Raw genomic sequence first — 15,917 nt, 5'->3', positions numbered from 1 at the left:
GCTTTTAAGCACTCTTTTTTCTTACCTTAATCTTAGAAATCGAAGTTATCAGGATCTGGACCAACGCGATGATTTTGATTTAACGCATCGATTTTTTCCATATCTTCTTTCGTTAATTCAAAGTTAAATACATCAGCGTTTGCAATAATGCGGTGTTCTTTCGTTGATTTTGGAATTGTGATTACTCCATTTTGAAGATCCCAACGTAAAATAACTTGCGCTGTTGTTTTACCGTGTTTCTCAGCAATCTCTTGTAATGTTTCGTTATCTAATAATTGACCTTGCATTAGTGGTGACCATGCTTCCATTTGAATACCTTGTTCTTTACAGAAAGCTTGTAGTTCTTTTTGTGTTAAACGAGGGTGGTATTCTACTTGGTTAATCATTGGTTTAATTTCTGCATCTTTCATTACATCTTGTAAGTGATGGATTTGGAAGTTACTTACACCAATTGCACGTACGCGCTTTTCTTTATACAGTGTTTCTAGCGCTCTCCATGTATCTTTATATTTTCCTTCTGAAGGCCAGTGAACAAGATATAAATCTAAATAATCTAGTCCTAATTTTTTTAGACTCTCTTCGTATGCAGCGATTGTTGTTTCATACCCTTGATCTGCGTTCCATACTTTTGAAGTAATAAATAATTCTTCTCTTGCAATACCAGTCGCTTCAATACCTGCACGAATTCCTTCACCTACAGCTTTTTCATTTCCGTAAATTGCAGCTGTATCGATGCTGCGGTATCCTGCTTTAATTGCTGATTTAATTGCTTCTACAAGTTCTGGTCCTTCTTCTACTTTAAATACACCTAAACCGAACCAAGGCATTTCTACACCATTACTTAATACTGTTTTACTTTGTAAGTTTTTCATTTTATTTTCTCTCCTTTTATTTTACTTGATCTCTTTTTTCTAATGTCATGCTCCACGCTGTTAAAATAACAGCGGCTACTACCATAAGACCGCCTACCCAAGCAGTATGGATTAATCCTAACGAATTCGTTACAAGGCCACCTATATAAGAACCTAAAGCGATTCCTCCGTTAAATGCGGCAATATTAATTGCTGAAGCAACATCAACCGCACTTGGAACAAAGCGCTCTGCCAATATAACTACATATACTTGTAGCCCCGGAACATTCATAAATGCGAATAGTCCCATGAAAATAATTGTGATTAATCCAGCTACTTTAAATGGCGCTGTAAATGTTAAAACAAATAATATAATTGCTTGAATCAAGAACATGTAAAATAGCGCTCGAATCGGATTATGATTCGATAATTTTCCGCCGACCATATTCCCTATCGCAATTGCAATTCCATACACTAATAAAATGATCGTAACGGTACTTGCTTCAAATCCTGTTACTTCTTGTAATAACGGAGATAAATACGTAAATGTTACGAATGTACCGCCGTATCCAAGTGCAGTAATAATGAAAACAAGTAATAATCTTCCATTTTTAATTAATTTAAATTGATCACGAAACGATACAGGTACACCATTTTTTAAATTAGATGGGACGAGTATACTATTTGCGATGAAAGCAATAATTCCAATTACAACAATCGCCATAAATGACGCTCTCCAGCCAAATTGTTGACCGATAAATGTTCCAATTGGCACACCAGTAATAGTCGCAACTGTTAATCCAGTAAACATAATCGCAATTGCGCTAGCACGTTTATTCTCTGGTACGATTGCAGCTGCAATTGCAGCTGCAATTGTAGATCCAATTGACATAAACACACCATGTGCAAACGCAGATACAATTCTTGCAATAATTAATACAGTGAAGCTTGTTGCTACCGCCGCAATGCCATTACCAATAATGAAAATAACCATAATCCACATTAATAATGTCTTTCGCGACATACTAGCCGTTAACGCTGTTAAAACAGGAGCTCCTACCGCTGCTCCTAACGCATATAAGGAAACCGTTAAACCGGCTGTTGTAACCGAAACATTTAAATCTTTTGAAATAGATGGTAGTAAACCGACACTAATAAACTCGGTCGTACCAATCCCAAACGCACTAATTGCTAGCGCTAATAAAGCAAACATACTTCTTCGGCTCGTCTGAGCTTCCGAAGATGGTACTGTATATGAACTCAATTGAATTCCTCCTTATTACAAGAAATCCAATCATAATAGTATGATAAAAAGGCCCTTTTATCTTCTAAAAAATATATTTCATACTTACAAATGCTATTATGAATGGTTTCATTCCTTTTTTGAAGAACGCACTTTAAAGTACGATAGGCACTAAAAAGTAACATAGTCACTTTTTGGTACCGTACTACTCATTTGCCTCTTACATGTGCTATTATGAAACATATTTAACATAATAAAAAGTACGTACTTTAAAGTGCTATAGGTACTAAAAAGTAACATTTGTATGATTTAACTTATTTTACTCACAAAGGGAGGATTTCATATGAAGAAATACAATATTCCTGTAGAGGCAACTTTAGAAGTTATCGGCGGAAAATGGAAGGTTGTTATCCTTTGTCACTTAACGAAAGGTACAAAGAGAACGAGTGAACTAAAACGTTCCATGCCTGGTATTACACAAAAAATGTTAACACAGCAATTACGTGAATTAGAAGACGACGGCGTCATTCAAAGAAAAGTATACAACCAAGTCCCACCGAAAGTAGAATATTCTCTTACCGACTACGGTTGGTCTTTAGAATCCATTCTTGATTCTCTTTGTTCTTGGGGCGAATGCCATCTTGAAAAAGAAGGTAACACATCGATGCTAATTGCAGAAGGTGAATAATAGGAAAAAGGAAAAAACGAACATGAATTTGTTCATTTTTTCCTTTTTTTCTTTATATATATATGTACATTTCTAACTGGAACAAAATATTTTATACGCTTTCATACCTTGTCAGCACTACGTTATACACTCAATATCAAATAATTAGGAATCATTTTTATGTTAACATAGGTGTATATAGTATATAATATAGGATATATATTATATACACTTTCCGGTAACGGAGCTTTTCCATTATGCGGACAAGCCATGTATCGGACAGTTCATAAATAATAAGTAAGACGTTATGGTTTTAGATTTATCTCAGCTTACTTGCTGTCATAAATTTAAAGGCATTTTATTGTGTTTTGTGAAACTTTGTATAAAGTTTCGTAACCGTTTACTATCTTACTTATAAAAAATAAGAGTATTGCTATCGTAAAGGAGAATTGGAGATGCCAGAAACTATGACTCAAACAAAGCCAGAACAAGAAACTGTACAAATTTCTGCTAGCCAAGGACAACTTGATGTACTTGATCAGTTGTTAAAACCTGAGGTACAAGAATCATTAACAACACTAGTAGAACAGCTTCCAAAATTAACTGAGCTTGTTAACATTTTAACTAAGTCTTATGACTTCGCTCAAACTGTTGCTACTGATGAAGTATTAAAAAGCGACACTGTTGGTGCAATCACAGAGCTTGTAGAACCTGTAAAAGATACAGTGAAAAGCATGGCTGCAACTGCAATCGAAGCGAAAGATCGTGCTGACGAAAGCAACGAAGTTATCGGCCTGTTCGGTCTATTAAAATTATTAAAAGATCCACAAGCACAAAAAATGTTCCGCTTTGTGAATGCATATCTTCAAATTAGTGCAGAACGTAACAATAAATAAGTTAACTTATAACAACAATTAGTAAAGACGGGGGATATCATACTATGTCAAAACAAATTGTCATCTTAGGCGCTGGTTATGGCGGTCTTCTTGCCGCTTTAAACGTACGTAAATATTACAGTAAATCAGAAGCACAAGTTACAGTGATTAACCAATACCCAACGCACCAAATCATCACTGAACTACACCGCCTTGCAGCTGGTAACGTGTCTGAGCAAGCAGTTGCAATGCCACTTACAAAGCTTTTCAAAGGTAAAGATATCGATCTTAAAATCGCAACAGTTGAGTCATTCTCAGTTGATAGCAAAGAAATCAAACTAGCTGGCGGCACTACTTTATCTTACGATGCACTTGTAGTTGCTTTAGGAAGTAAAACTGCTTACTTCGGTATTCCAGGACTAGAAGAAAACAGCATGGTATTAAAATCTGCTGCTGATGCAAATAAAATCTACAAACACGTTGAAGACCGTATTCGTGAATACGCGAAAACGAAAAACGAAGCTGATGCTACAATCGTAATCGGTGGTGGCGGATTAACTGGCGTTGAGCTAGTTGGTGAGCTTGCTGACATTATGCCTAAACTTGCAAAAAGCCACGGCGTAAATCCAAAAGAAGTGAAACTTCTTCTTGTTGAAGCAGGTCCAAAAATCCTTCCAGTATTACCAGACCACTTAATCGAACGTGCAACTACTAGCCTAGAAGCGCGCGGCGTTACATTCTTAACTGGTCTTCCTGTAACAAACGTTGCTGGCAACGAAATCGACTTAAAAGACGGTCAAAAACTTGTTGCTAACACATTCGTTTGGACGGGCGGCGTACAAGGTAACCCATTAATCGGTGAATCAGGTCTTGAAGTTAACCGTGGACGTGCAACAGTTGATGCATACCTACAATCTACTTCTCACAAAGACGTATTCGTTGCTGGAGACAGCGCTGTTGTCTTCGCTCCAGACGGACGTCCATACCCACCAACTGCACAAATCGCTTGGCAAATGGGTGAGTTAATTGGATACAACTTATACGCAGCACTAGAAGGCAAAGCATTCGAAGAGTTCGCACCTGTAAACTCTGGAACACTTGCTAGTCTAGGACGTAAAGATGCGGTTGCTACAATTGGAGCAAGCAATACTCCACTTAAAGGCTTACCAGCATCATTAATGAAAGAAGCAAGTAACGTTCGTTACTTATCACACATTAAAGGTCTATTCAGCTTAGCTTACTAATCTGAATATAAGCCCGAATCATGCCCTGCATGGTTCGGGCTATTTTTATCCCGCATTAACGGGCAGTAAAACCTCCACCTTAAAATACAGTGAATGCAGGGATGAAGTTGGAAGATTAACTGCCCGTAAAAGCCCGATTGGTTCAACTAATAATCAGTGGGGAGGAACCCCCCCCCCCACTGATTAAAGTTTCACTTTATCCGTAATTTTCTCTAACTTATTTATTCGGCAGAAGAATCGTATAACCCTTTTAATTATCTAAATTTACTGATTATTTTATGTCCAAATTGTGTATACGAAAAGATGGAAGTATTCTTCCTACTCCCATCCTTTCACACAAACTATTCGCCTAACTTCACAAGGCTGTAATTCTTCTTCCCTTTACGGATAATAATAAATCGTCCATCAAATGAATTCTCTACCGTAACATCTGTACCCACATCTGTTACCTTCTCACCATTCATAGAAATCGCTCCGTTATTAATATCTTCACGCGCTTGTCGTCTAGATGGTTCAATGCCTAAATCAACTAGCCATTCTACGATGTTTTTCGTCTCTTTTGAAGACTGAAATGTTGGCATTTCTTTAAAGCCTTGTTCAATTTCATCAGCTGTTAACGATTTAATATCTCCGCTAAATAACGCTGCTGTAATTTTCTCAGCTTGCAGGAATGCTTCTTCTCCATGAACAAACTTCGTCATTTCTTCCGCTAATACTTTTTGTGCTTCACGTTTATGAGGCTCTGTTTCCACCTTAATCGCTAATTCATCAATGCGTTCTTTCGTTAAGAATGTAAAGTATTTCAAGTATTTAACGACATCACGATCATCCGTATTCACCCAGAACTGATAAAATTCAAACGGTGTCGTTTTTTCAGGATCAAGCCAAACAGCGCCGCCTGCTGATTTACCAAACTTCGTACCGTCCGATTTTAATAATAACGGAATCGTTAATCCGAATACTTTCGCCTCATGACCTTCTAACTTACGAATTAAATCTAAACCACTCGTAATATTGCCCCATTGGTCACTACCACCAATTTGCAGTTGAACATCCTCTTTCGTGTATAAATGATGGAAGTCCATCGCTTGCAAAATTTGGTACGTGAATTCCGTGAAAGAAATACCTGTATCCAAACGGCTTGCTACGATGTCCTTTGCTAACATGCTATTGATGCTAAAGTTTTTCCCGTAATCACGTAAAAACTCAATAATATTTATTTCATGTGTCCAATCATAGTTATTTACCATCTTCACTTCGCTATTTCCACCAAAATCAAATAGCTTTTTCATTTGTGCTGTTAACGCATCTACATTATGCTGAACCACTTCTAACGTTTGAAGTTGACGCTCTGATTGTCGTCCACTCGGATCACCAATTGTTCCTGTTGCCCCGCCAATTAAAATAACAGGATGATGGCCGGCTAATTGGAATCTCTTCATCATCATAAACGGAATCAAATGTCCGATATGCATACTATCACCGGTTGGATCAACTCCGCAGTATAGTGAAATCTTTTTCTCTTCTACTAGCTTACGTAAGCCTTCTTCGTCAGTCTGCTGATTAACGGCGCCGCGCCATTCTAATTCATCAATAATATTCATCTTTTGTCATCCCCTTTATTTTTTAAAAACAAAAAAGCCCCTATGTCTACGATAGACATAGGGACGATTATTCACCGTGTTACCACCCAGTTTGTATAAATAGCATAGCTACTCATACCACTCTTAGCAATAATATCGATTGCCAGTCCGCTTAGCATTACCTAAGATACTCCAGAGTGTAATTCACAAGTTTGTTTGTGCTAGGTTCCAGCAACCCCTAGCTCTCTCGTTAACAGTGACAAACTGCTACTGGGCTCTTTCAACGTATGTTATTTGTTAAATTATTAGCCATTATATTGAATTGAAAACAAATTGTCAACAATACCCAAATATTATTTTAAAATAATTCATATCTTCATACGCATTTCTTTATTCCTTATCTTCTCCAATAATCCTTACTTCTCGCTCCAACTTCACGCCAAATTTCTCTTCAACTGTCTTTTGTACGAAGTGAATTAAATCGATGTAATCTTGTGCTGTTCCGTTATCAACATTCACCATAAACCCAGCGTGTTTTAAAGAAACTTCTACTCCACCAATTCGCTTACCTTGTAGTCCTGAGTCTTGAATTAACTTACCAGCAAAGTTATTTGGTGGGCGCTTAAATACGCTACCACATGAAGGATATTCTAGAGGCTGTTTTGACTCACGTTTAAACGTTAAATCATCCATTTTTGCTTTAATTTCTTCATGTACACCTTCTTCAAGTTCAAATCTCGCTTCAAGAATAATGTAATGGTTGTTCGCAAATACACTCTTACGATATCCAAATTCAAATGCTTCTTTCGTCAAAGTACGTAGCTCTCCATCACCTGTCATTACGACAGCTTCTGTTAATACAAACGAAATTTCACCGCCGTATGCACCAGCATTCATATATAATGCTCCGCCAACTGAACCTGGAATACCACAAGCAAACTCAAGACCCGTTAAGTTATGGTCTAAGGCAATACGTGATACGTCAATAATTGCTGCACCACACTGTGCTACAATCGTCGTTCCTGTTACAGTAACACCTGTAATATGAATTAAACTTACTGTAATCCCGCGAATTCCACCATCTTTAATAATGACATTCGATCCATTTCCTAAAAACGTAACTGGAATATTATATTCGTTCGCATATTTGATAACTTCTTGAATTTCATCATAATTTGTAGGCGCAACAAAAACATCTGCTTTTCCGCCAACTTTAATATGCGTATGATTCTTTAACATTTCATCTTGTTTAACATGTCCTTCAGGCAATACCGTACTTAAATATTTATAAACCTCTTGCATATTCATTTTACGATTCCTCTATTTCTATATTCATTTTATCCCGTTATACGGGCCCATAATATCCCCACGTACATGAAAGAACCTAAAGTGGTGGATACAGTGTACCCAAAATCAATTCGAGACACCTATAAACCTCTTAATTTATAAGAGGTGCCACTCATATTAAAATATATATTGCATAATAAAGCAACCCAAATGGACTACTAAACTTGACATGTCATCAGAAAGACAACAATTTGTAAAATATGTGACTTTTTCAAAACACTATCCCTCAGTATCTTACTATACCACACAAAAAGAAAGTGGTATTTTTTTGTACTTTTTACTTTATTTACATCAATAAAAAAAGAGCACATCCGACAGAATGTGCTCTTTCTATACTCTTTATATTACTTTTCGTTCTCTTCTTTTTCTTTATCAAACCATAACAGCTCATCGTTATCAACTTCACCATTATAATTGATTAAAATTTCTTCTCCTGCTTTTATATCCTTATAAGCATAGAAGTTAAACGTATGGTTCTCGAAGACAATATCATACGTTGCATTCGGTGTATATGAATGATTAAATAACATACCGTATCCTAAAAGGATTGCCGTATGATTGATTCCATACTCAAATGCGTAGTCAGCAAGTAATGTTTTCTCAATATGTTCATGCTGTTCATTCGGATAAGAGATAACTGGTGCTGCGTGTATCAACTCACCTTTTTTAATATCACGAGTTGCAAATACACCTCTATTAAATTCTCCATCACTAAGTTCAGAAGTCTTAACTTCGATCATATGCGTCACCTATTTAATTCTTTCTTTGAAGTATTTTAATTCCGCTATTAGCTGAATTTTATCTCCTTAAGCTTGGCAGAAAACGCGCAGAAAAGCAATTAAATTCCTATCAAGTATTCGTTTCAATGAAAAAAGAGCACATCATTCGTGCTCTTTCCAAGCAATATTACTTTTCTAAAATATCTTCTAACAACTTCACTTGCTCGCTAACAGTTTGTAACGTCTTCACTGACGTATCATTTCGATGTTTTTCTTCTTCCACACTCGCTAGCACTTCTTCTGTAGCTGTAGAAGTTTGCTGAATTACGTTAGAAGCATGCGTAACATCCTTTACGATATTCGTCGTTTTAACTTGGAAACTTTCTTGATGAACAACAACCTCTCGCATTACTTCATTAATCGCATCAATAAACTTCCCTAAATCAGTTACATTTGTTAAAACGCTTGCTAACATCTCGTTACATTCTTCTTGTACTCTTTCTGACTTTTCTACTTGTACTTCTACCTTACTTGCTTGATTACTAAACTCCTTCAAAATCCCTTGAATTCTTCCCGCAGAACGATTTGATTCTTCAGCAAGCTTTAACACTTCACTCGCTACAATAGCAAAACCTTTTCCATGCTCGCCTGCCCTCGCAGCTTCAATATTTGCATTTAAAGCTAGCAAACTCGTCTGACTTGAAATATTCGTTATTACATCTACAATTTCATTAATTTGTTTCGATTGCATCATTAAATCTCTAAATATAATTCCAGACTGTGAAACAACATCATTTAAACTTCTCATGTTAGTTTCAAAATTTCTTAGAGTATGTACACTACCTTTTGAAATTTCTAAGCTTTCATCCACACGAGCCGATGCAGTTCTTACTTGAGAGATGATTTGTTCAATATTTCCCTCCATATCATTCAATACTTCTACCGAACGATACATCATCTCTGATTGTGATTGCGTACCAACTGCCACCTCTTCAAAGGCAAAATTAATTTCACACATCGATTCCATCGACGTGTTCATATTTTGTCTTAAATGATTGAAATTACTATCTAGTTTCACAACTGTTTCTTCAATAAGTCTTTGCGTCTCTTCTAACTCCTGAGCTTTTCTCATTACTTCTTGCTTCTCATCACTTAAACGAAGGAGCAGATTAGAACCGATTTTCGTGACGCCCCACATAGCGATTGTTACAATCGCTAACAAACTTGCGAAATTAGCAGCTTCAGACGAGGCTGTATAAGCAAAAAATTGCTCCGGCCAATAGCTACAAAGGATAAATGTGATCACAACAGCTACCCCGCCAAGAATTAAAATGAGGCGCTCACTTAAGTAAATAAGTGAAACAGCTAATGTAAAATAGACCATTTGAAATACAGCCGGGCTTTCATTAAAGGCTTGTACCATAATGTAAGACATTGTAAGCAACATAAATGTCATGATATATTTATACGCTGATTCCATACTTTTTATAAAAGTAAAAAGCGTTCCAAATGCAACGACAGAAATACCACAAATCCAAAACGCTATTGCTCTCTCTGTAAAAATATATCCATAATACCCAATTGCGATTATCCCAAGAAAGAAACTACAAATCGTTATAAACAGTAATAAATGATTTTTCTGTGATTCTTTCTCAAGGTTAGAAAAACAAGTCCTCTTTAACCACTCCATATGAAGCCCCACCTTCTACTTATACATATCAATTACTTCAGTTTAAATACCGCACTTACTGGGTTATGATCGCTATTTTCAAACTTTAAATCTTTCCCTTGTACATTTACAATCTCTACATTCGGTGAAACGATAAAGCCATCAATAATAGTGACGAAATTTTCACCTTCTACATATTTCTTTACATCATCTCTCACAGTCATAACAGACGGATCTACAGCCCACTTAAAGCCACCGTCTGTAAAGTCCTTCGGTAACTCTACTAACCACTCAGGGCGCTCTTTCACGAACTTCGGATCACTTAATTGAGCGTTTGAAACTAATTGATTCCAATCTCCGCCCATTATTACGTAATCACCATTTTCATAATGCTTGTTCATATATTCTTTTAAGTACTCTACTTGCTGTTTTCTAATTTTCCCGCCTTCATCATAAGCAGACAAATGTAAATTTACGAGTCTAACATGTTTCCCATTATTAACAGGAATTTTATATTCCACAATTGCTCGATCTAAATCAAACAAACGCTTTGGCCAAGGCTCCATTCCAGGAAGCTGGAACCTCTTCGCTTCTTGAACAGTGTATTTAGAAAACGTACTTAATCCAGCCTCCGCATATCCCATTGGATTTATTATTGGCACTGGAACCCATTTCGTATCGTAGTTCTTGCCAAATGACGAAACATAATCAGGTAATCCTTTTTTCAAAAATTCATGTTCATTTACATCAAATGAACGAAGTGACTTTATATCAACTTCTTGTAATAGTGCAAAATCACTATTCTCATTTTGTAAAAACGAAAGCATATTCTTTAAATTAGTTTCCGTTTGCTCCTTACTACTTGAACCAGATCCCTTTCCACCATCCATAAAGAAATCTTGATCCTTATCTAACCCAGCATATCCAATATTAAATGTTGTAACTTTAAACTCATTTCCAGTCGCTAATACGCGCTCCTTATTATTCTCCACCTTCAAGCTTATAACATCAGCAGGCTGTTCTTTAGTAAGTGTCATATACGCTAGAAATCCTCCTACAATGCCCGCTACTACTAAAACACATGTAAATACGATTTTTAAAAATTTCTTCAAATAAATGACTCCTTTTCACGCGAATTTATTTTTCTTTATTTTCAGTCAAATAAAACAAAACGACACACATAAGAAACATTTTATCATAATTAAAACCGTATATCACTATATTTAGTTGATAAGTAATCGATCCCATTTTAATTACTTGAAAAACCTTCAGACATCAAAAAAAGAAACGTTACACCCACCTCCTCACTGGAATTTAAACGGTATATTTAGTACACTATATGTAATAATCCTAGGCGATGGAGTTCGCCATAAACGCTGCTTAGCTAATGACTCCTACCAGTATACATACTGGTAGGAGTCTATTTTTTTGAGCAATCTATTTAAAGAGGTGAGAAAATTGATTTATATTATCGTCGGCATTGCCGGTATATTAGGAGCTCTTTCTCGTTATTATTTAGGTCTTAATATCACCACATTTTGGCATCATTCATTTCCATTAGCAACATTACTCATTAACTTAATCGGTTGCTTCTTCTTAGCGTGGCTAACTACTTATATCGCCCGGCTAAACATCTTACCTTCAGAGGTCATCACAGGCATCGGAACTGGATTCATCGGTTCCTTTACGACTTTTTCAACATTTAGTGTAGAAACTGTGCAATTGATCAATCATTCTGAGTGGAGCATAGCCTTCTTATATGTATCATGTAGCATACTTGGTGGCCTCATTATGTCTGGCCTTGGCTATACACTTGGAGATTTCTTAATTAAGAAATCTCTTACGGAAGGTGATTACTCATGATAGAAGCCTTATTAGTCGCAACAGGAGGATTTTTCGGTGCGATTACACGATTTGCAATTAGCAATTGGTTTAAGAAAAGAAATAAAACACAATTTCCACTTGCTACATTCCTTATTAATATAACAGGGGCGTTTTTACTTGGATATATAATCGGCAACGGAGTTACTACAGGCTGGCAACTATTATTAGGTACTGGATTTATGGGTGCATTCACTACATTTTCTACGTTTAAACTAGAAGCCGTTCAACTTCTCAATCGAAAAAATATTAGCACTTTCCTTTTATACTTAAGCGCTACGTACATAATTGGTATCCTCTTCGCATTCCTTGGAATGAAGCTAGGCGGAATATGAAAAAAAGCGACTCTATTGAGTCGCTTTCTTTCATAAGAAATATGTCCCGCCATATGGAATAGAAAATAAACCAGCTGGATGTACATCGTAATGTACAATTTGCATCGGAAGCTGTGAATACGGCATATACTGACTTTGCATCATTTGTGCAAAATATGCTTGTTGTTGCATTTGAATAGCTTGATTCATAGCATGAATTGTTCCCTGTGCCCCAGCCAGCGTAATAGCTGCTCCTACTTGTCTTCCATTATAAAAATGATGGTTCATCATGATTCATCTCACTTATTCTTTTTCTTCCATATGGTATGTTTCTATTTCATAGTGAGTATTTTGTCCCTATTGGTAACCCCTATTTATTGCCCTTTTTCAGCTTTGAAGTAATAAATCCAAATAATAATACGCCAATACCACTAAGGAACAATACATAACTTATCGGTACTAGGAAAAAGAAAGGTTCTTCAAGGAATCCATCCGCTCCTACTTTACTGTTTGAAGCATGTATAGTTAAAGAAATAATCGCTAAAATCATGAAAGAAATAGCTACTACGTATTTATTTTTCATTTCACATTCTCCTCTACTCATGTAATTCTCCTTAGATTCTTAACATCATATTATCCAAAAAACCATTAACAGTCAATAATTATTTATCGTTTAACAATAAATAATTATTGACTAGAATAATAACAAAAAGGTTTACGAAGCATATTAAATCACTTCGCAAACCCTCTGTATTATAAATATTTACACTTCAAACCTCTTGCTTAATACAATATACATTGCGCAAAATAGCACGAATATCCCAGCATAAATTAACAAAATCTCTACACTAAACATATCCGACAATGGCCCAAATATTATCATTCCTAGAGGAAGCGCGCATGAATTCGCAATTTGTACAAGACTGAACATCCGTCCGTGCATTGATGGTTCTACTTTTTCCTGCAATAACACAGTAACTGGTGTATTGAAGCACGGCATCGTTATACCAATTAAAAAATTAAATACTAAATACATAATAAATATCGGTGCTATTCCGAGTCCAATCATAAGCAGTCCATATAATGCACAAGCTAGCGCTGTTGTATGCATACGATTACGAAAACCACCCCACGCGGCAATCAATACGCCACCAGCTGCCGCACCAGCACTAAAGGTCATCTCACTAGCAGTAAGTCTCCACATTTCGGCCCCGAAAGAACGAGTTACCATTAAAGGTGTTAAAAAAGCAGCTGGACTTATTAAAATCATGATGATAATCAATAAAACGATTAGCCTTTTAATAAATACATTTTCTTTTAAATAAGAGAATCCTTCTTTAATTCCTTGTAGATTAGATTTTTGCTTATTCTCTGCATTCACATGTCCCTCTACTTGAATGATAAGCATAATACTAATTCCAATCATAGCCGTAATAACATCAATAAAAAATGTTGTTTCAATGCTGGCAATAGAAAGAATCGCCGCACTTGCTGCTGGAGAAAGAAACATAATTAAAGATGTAATACTGCTATTTATTCCATTTACTTTCATAAGATACTCTTTCGGAACGATTTGCGGAATTAATGCATTCACAGCTGGCGTTTGTACTCCTGTTCCAGCTGAACGAATGAGTAACACAATAAAAAGTAACCAAATACTTTTATATCCTGTTAAAAATAAAATTGCTAAAACTAACGTCGCAATCGCTATAATTCCATCCGATAACATAATCATCTTTTTACGGTCATAACGATCAATCCAAACACCTGCAAACAAAGATATCGCAATTTGTGGTAGAAAACCGCAAACAGTTGAAATAGTCAACATCACTCCTGATGATGTTGTAAGGGTGATATACCATATAATCGCGTATTGTACGAGAGAGGAACCGAACAACGAAATAGTTTGAGCGGTCAAAAATAATATAATTTTCGTTTTCCAATTGTTTTCACTCATATGTTTCACACCCCCTTAACTAATCCCGTCTCTATATGAAAGATACTATCTGCCCAATCAAGATAAAAACTCGCTTCGTGAGATACGAGTATAATGCTGCCCTTAAACTTAATTAACGCCTTTTGCAAAGCTTCCTTCGCTTCTGCATCTAAATGATTTGTCGGCTCATCTAAAATTAATAAGTTACAAGGTGATAATAATAATCCGCACAGTTTCACCTTCGATTGTTCACCACCACTTAACGTACGAATTTCTTGCGAAACGTGCGTATCCTTCACTCCACACGCAGCTAAATGATGGCGTATTTCCTTCATATTCAGTTTAGGAAACTGTTCTGAAATAATTTGAAGCGGCGTTAAAGAATCATTGCTCCAATTTAAATCTTGCTCATAATATCCAATCTTTATTTGCTCTGAAAAGTGAAACTCTCCAGAAATACTATCAATATTTCCAACGATTGTTTTTAATAAAGTAGATTTTCCTACTCCATTGAAACCTGTAATAACAAGTTTTTGCCTACCCATTACTGAAAAATTCAACTTTGGTAAGAGAGCGAAGTCGTAACCAACTTCAAGGTTATTTACTTCAAGAACTGTCTGAACTGAAATGGGAAGTTCCTGAAAATGAATAGACGGTTTATGAGTAAAACTTGGTGGCGCAATTCTTTCCATACGCTGTAATTGTTTTCGACGACCTTGCGCTATTTTTGAATTCACCCCAGCAATATTTCTACGAATATACTCTTCCGTTTTTTCAATTTTCTTTTGCTGTGCATAATATTGGCGAATATAATCTTTTCGCAAATGCTCCTTCTGCCTTACAAAATCTGAGTATTTGCCGTAATACTTCTTAACTGTCCCGAACTCTACATCACATATGCAAGAAGTTACCTTTTCCAGAAAATCAAAATCATGTGATATGACAATAAACGCTCCTTCAAAATTCATTAAATAATTAGCAAGCCACTCCACATGCTCCTTATCGAGAAAATTCGTCGGTTCATCTAGCAATAAAATATTAGGCTCTTCTAATAAGAGCTTCGCTAAAATTACCTTTGCACGCTGCCCTCCGCTTAATTCACCAATCACACGATTCATCCCAATCACATCAATACCTAAACCGGCTGCCACCTTATTCGTAATACTATCTACTGAATAAAAATCATGAGCCTCGAGCAGTCCTTGAATTTCTGCCGCTTTCAATAGTTGATTTTCATCTCCAGTCATCGCACTTTCTTCATATAACTTGTTCATTCTCTTTTCCATTTCATACAAATCATAAAAGGCTCTCTTTAAATATTGTGAAATGGTGTAACCCTCATCAATTTCTGCGTATTGATCAAGATGTCCAATTTGAATATTAGGTTGCCACTTTATGTCTCCCTTATCAGGAATAATTTCCCCCACCAATATTTTCATTAATGTGCTTTTTCCTGCACCATTCTGTCCAACAATTCCCATATGCTCCCCTTTATGCAAATCAAAAGAAGCATTTTCGTATAATACTTTATCTATAAAACTATGTGATAAACTTTCCACTTTAAGTAAACTCATTTTTATTCCTCTTT

At 36.1% G+C, this 15,917-nt stretch carries 16 protein-coding genes, 1 riboswitch and 1 other annotated feature; of the genes, 5 read left to right on the top strand and 11 right to left on the bottom strand.

Going from position 1 to position 15,917, the window contains the following annotated elements; genetic code table 11:
• Positions 1-32 precede the first annotated feature (32 nt).
• Positions 33-872 carry an aldo/keto reductase gene (locus ACTFSL_RS25655; protein WP_000793568.1) on the bottom strand — a complete coding sequence of 280 codons (840 nt, stop codon included), beginning with the start codon at positions 870-872 and terminating at the stop codon, positions 33-35.
• Positions 873-888: 16 nt separating this feature from the next.
• Entirely contained in the window at positions 889-2,064 is a 1,176-nt protein-coding gene (locus ACTFSL_RS25650) for an MFS transporter (protein WP_440042624.1), read from the bottom strand.
• A 373-nt stretch (positions 2,065-2,437) separates the two neighbouring features.
• On the opposite strand from ACTFSL_RS25650, the gene ACTFSL_RS25645 reads away from it, so the two are divergent.
• From ACTFSL_RS25645 to ACTFSL_RS25635, 3 genes are all read left to right on the top strand, one after another.
• A complete protein-coding gene (locus ACTFSL_RS25645) occupies positions 2,438-2,782 on the top strand; it encodes a winged helix-turn-helix transcriptional regulator (RefSeq protein WP_000760481.1) in 345 nt (114 codons plus the stop codon).
• A 434-nt stretch (positions 2,783-3,216) separates the two neighbouring features.
• The gene (locus tag ACTFSL_RS25640; RefSeq protein ID WP_001115309.1) at positions 3,217-3,657 is read left to right on the top strand and encodes a DUF1641 domain-containing protein; all 441 of its coding nucleotides are present in this window, start codon (positions 3,217-3,219) and stop codon (positions 3,655-3,657) included.
• Between the two features lie 44 nt (positions 3,658-3,701).
• Positions 3,702-4,880, top strand: a complete 1,179-nt coding sequence (locus tag ACTFSL_RS25635) for an NAD(P)/FAD-dependent oxidoreductase (RefSeq protein WP_000043202.1) — start codon at positions 3,702-3,704, stop codon at positions 4,878-4,880.
• A gap of 341 nt (positions 4,881-5,221) precedes the next feature.
• On the opposite strand, the gene tyrS is transcribed toward ACTFSL_RS25635, so the two are convergent.
• The 5 genes from tyrS to ACTFSL_RS25610 form a co-directional block, all read right to left on the bottom strand.
• A complete protein-coding gene (tyrS, locus tag ACTFSL_RS25630; protein ID WP_440042613.1) occupies positions 5,222-6,484 on the bottom strand; it encodes a tyrosine--tRNA ligase in 1,263 nt (420 codons plus the stop codon).
• Positions 6,485-6,540: 56 nt separating this feature from the next.
• Positions 6,541-6,756: a binding site (T-box leader), on the bottom strand.
• A gap of 97 nt (positions 6,757-6,853) precedes the next feature.
• Positions 6,854-7,771: a UDP-N-acetylmuramate dehydrogenase gene (gene murB, locus ACTFSL_RS25625; protein ID WP_001057102.1), complete on the bottom strand. Its 918-nt coding sequence runs from the start codon at positions 7,769-7,771 to the stop codon at positions 6,854-6,856.
• 383 nt (positions 7,772-8,154) lie between these two features.
• The gene (locus ACTFSL_RS25620) at positions 8,155-8,550 is read right to left on the bottom strand and encodes an SET domain-containing protein (protein WP_000573649.1); all 396 of its coding nucleotides are present in this window, start codon (positions 8,548-8,550) and stop codon (positions 8,155-8,157) included.
• Between the two features lie 166 nt (positions 8,551-8,716).
• Positions 8,717-10,219: a DUF4077 domain-containing protein gene (locus ACTFSL_RS25615; protein WP_440042612.1), complete on the bottom strand. Its 1,503-nt coding sequence runs from the start codon at positions 10,217-10,219 to the stop codon at positions 8,717-8,719.
• 32 nt (positions 10,220-10,251) lie between these two features.
• The gene (locus ACTFSL_RS25610) at positions 10,252-11,310 is read right to left on the bottom strand and encodes an endonuclease/exonuclease/phosphatase family protein (protein WP_000714050.1); all 1,059 of its coding nucleotides are present in this window, start codon (positions 11,308-11,310) and stop codon (positions 10,252-10,254) included.
• 232 nt (positions 11,311-11,542) lie between these two features.
• A riboswitch (Fluoride riboswitch) is annotated at positions 11,543-11,602 on the top strand.
• Between the two features lie 54 nt (positions 11,603-11,656).
• On the opposite strand from ACTFSL_RS25610, the gene crcB (ACTFSL_RS25605) reads away from it, so the two are divergent.
• Positions 11,657-12,061: a fluoride efflux transporter CrcB gene (gene crcB, locus ACTFSL_RS25605; RefSeq protein WP_000639315.1), complete on the top strand. Its 405-nt coding sequence runs from the start codon at positions 11,657-11,659 to the stop codon at positions 12,059-12,061.
• Complete coding sequence (crcB, locus tag ACTFSL_RS25600; RefSeq protein WP_000568587.1) at positions 12,058-12,414, top strand: fluoride efflux transporter CrcB; 357 nt, start codon at positions 12,058-12,060, stop codon at positions 12,412-12,414. Before crcB (ACTFSL_RS25605) ends, crcB (ACTFSL_RS25600) begins: the two co-directional genes overlap by 4 nt.
• A 30-nt stretch (positions 12,415-12,444) precedes the next feature.
• Here the strand turns inward: crcB (ACTFSL_RS25600) and ACTFSL_RS25595 are convergent, their stop codons facing one another.
• From ACTFSL_RS25595 to ACTFSL_RS25580, 4 genes are all read right to left on the bottom strand, one after another.
• Positions 12,445-12,684 carry a DUF3947 family protein gene (locus ACTFSL_RS25595; protein WP_000980930.1) on the bottom strand — a complete coding sequence of 80 codons (240 nt, stop codon included), beginning with the start codon at positions 12,682-12,684 and terminating at the stop codon, positions 12,445-12,447.
• Between the two features lie 79 nt (positions 12,685-12,763).
• A complete protein-coding gene (locus ACTFSL_RS25590; protein ID WP_025118109.1) occupies positions 12,764-12,976 on the bottom strand; it encodes a DUF3955 domain-containing protein in 213 nt (70 codons plus the stop codon).
• Positions 12,977-13,156: 180 nt separating this feature from the next.
• Positions 13,157-14,350, bottom strand: coding sequence for an MFS transporter (locus ACTFSL_RS25585; protein ID WP_001293752.1), 1,194 nt, complete (start codon positions 14,348-14,350; stop codon positions 13,157-13,159).
• A 5-nt stretch (positions 14,351-14,355) separates the two neighbouring features.
• Positions 14,356-15,903, bottom strand: coding sequence for an ABC-F family ATP-binding cassette domain-containing protein (locus ACTFSL_RS25580; RefSeq protein ID WP_440042610.1), 1,548 nt, complete (start codon positions 15,901-15,903; stop codon positions 14,356-14,358).
• Positions 15,904-15,917: the final 14 nt, after the last annotated feature.

Source organism: Bacillus cereus group sp. MYBK108-1 (assembly GCF_051917185.1).
In the GTDB taxonomy this organism is placed as follows: Bacteria; Bacillota; Bacilli; order Bacillales; family Bacillaceae_G; genus Bacillus_A; species Bacillus_A cereus.
Note: the sequence above shows the minus strand (reverse complement) of the source record. Positions and strands in the feature narration are given on the sequence as shown.

Excerpts from the sequence above, each read along its gene's own strand:
- ACTFSL_RS25635 (WP_000043202.1), top strand. The coding sequence starts at position 3,702 with ATGTCAAAACAAATTGTCATCTTAGGCGCTGGTTATGGCGGTCTTCTT.
- ACTFSL_RS25620 (WP_000573649.1), bottom strand. The coding sequence starts at position 8,550 with ATGATCGAAGTTAAGACTTCTGAACTTAGTGATGGAGAATTTAATAGA.
- ACTFSL_RS25650 (WP_440042624.1), bottom strand. The coding sequence starts at position 2,064 with ATGTTTGCTTTATTAGCGCTAGCAATTAGTGCGTTTGGGATTGGTACG.
- tyrS (WP_440042613.1), bottom strand. The coding sequence starts at position 6,484 with ATGAATATTATTGATGAATTAGAATGGCGCGGCGCCGTTAATCAGCAG.
- ACTFSL_RS25645 (WP_000760481.1), top strand. The coding sequence starts at position 2,438 with ATGAAGAAATACAATATTCCTGTAGAGGCAACTTTAGAAGTTATCGGC.
- murB (WP_001057102.1), bottom strand. The coding sequence starts at position 7,771 with ATGAATATGCAAGAGGTTTATAAATATTTAAGTACGGTATTGCCTGAA.
- ACTFSL_RS25595 (WP_000980930.1), bottom strand. The coding sequence starts at position 12,684 with ATGATGAACCATCATTTTTATAATGGAAGACAAGTAGGAGCAGCTATT.
- ACTFSL_RS25580 (WP_440042610.1), bottom strand. The coding sequence starts at position 15,903 with ATGAGTTTACTTAAAGTGGAAAGTTTATCACATAGTTTTATAGATAAA.
- ACTFSL_RS25655 (WP_000793568.1), bottom strand. The coding sequence starts at position 872 with ATGAAAAACTTACAAAGTAAAACAGTATTAAGTAATGGTGTAGAAATG.
- ACTFSL_RS25640 (WP_001115309.1), top strand. The coding sequence starts at position 3,217 with ATGCCAGAAACTATGACTCAAACAAAGCCAGAACAAGAAACTGTACAA.
- ACTFSL_RS25585 (WP_001293752.1), bottom strand. The coding sequence starts at position 14,350 with ATGAGTGAAAACAATTGGAAAACGAAAATTATATTATTTTTGACCGCT.
- ACTFSL_RS25590 (WP_025118109.1), bottom strand. The coding sequence starts at position 12,976 with ATGAAAAATAAATACGTAGTAGCTATTTCTTTCATGATTTTAGCGATT.
- crcB (WP_000568587.1), top strand. The coding sequence starts at position 12,058 with ATGATAGAAGCCTTATTAGTCGCAACAGGAGGATTTTTCGGTGCGATT.
- ACTFSL_RS25615 (WP_440042612.1), bottom strand. The coding sequence starts at position 10,219 with ATGGAGTGGTTAAAGAGGACTTGTTTTTCTAACCTTGAGAAAGAATCA.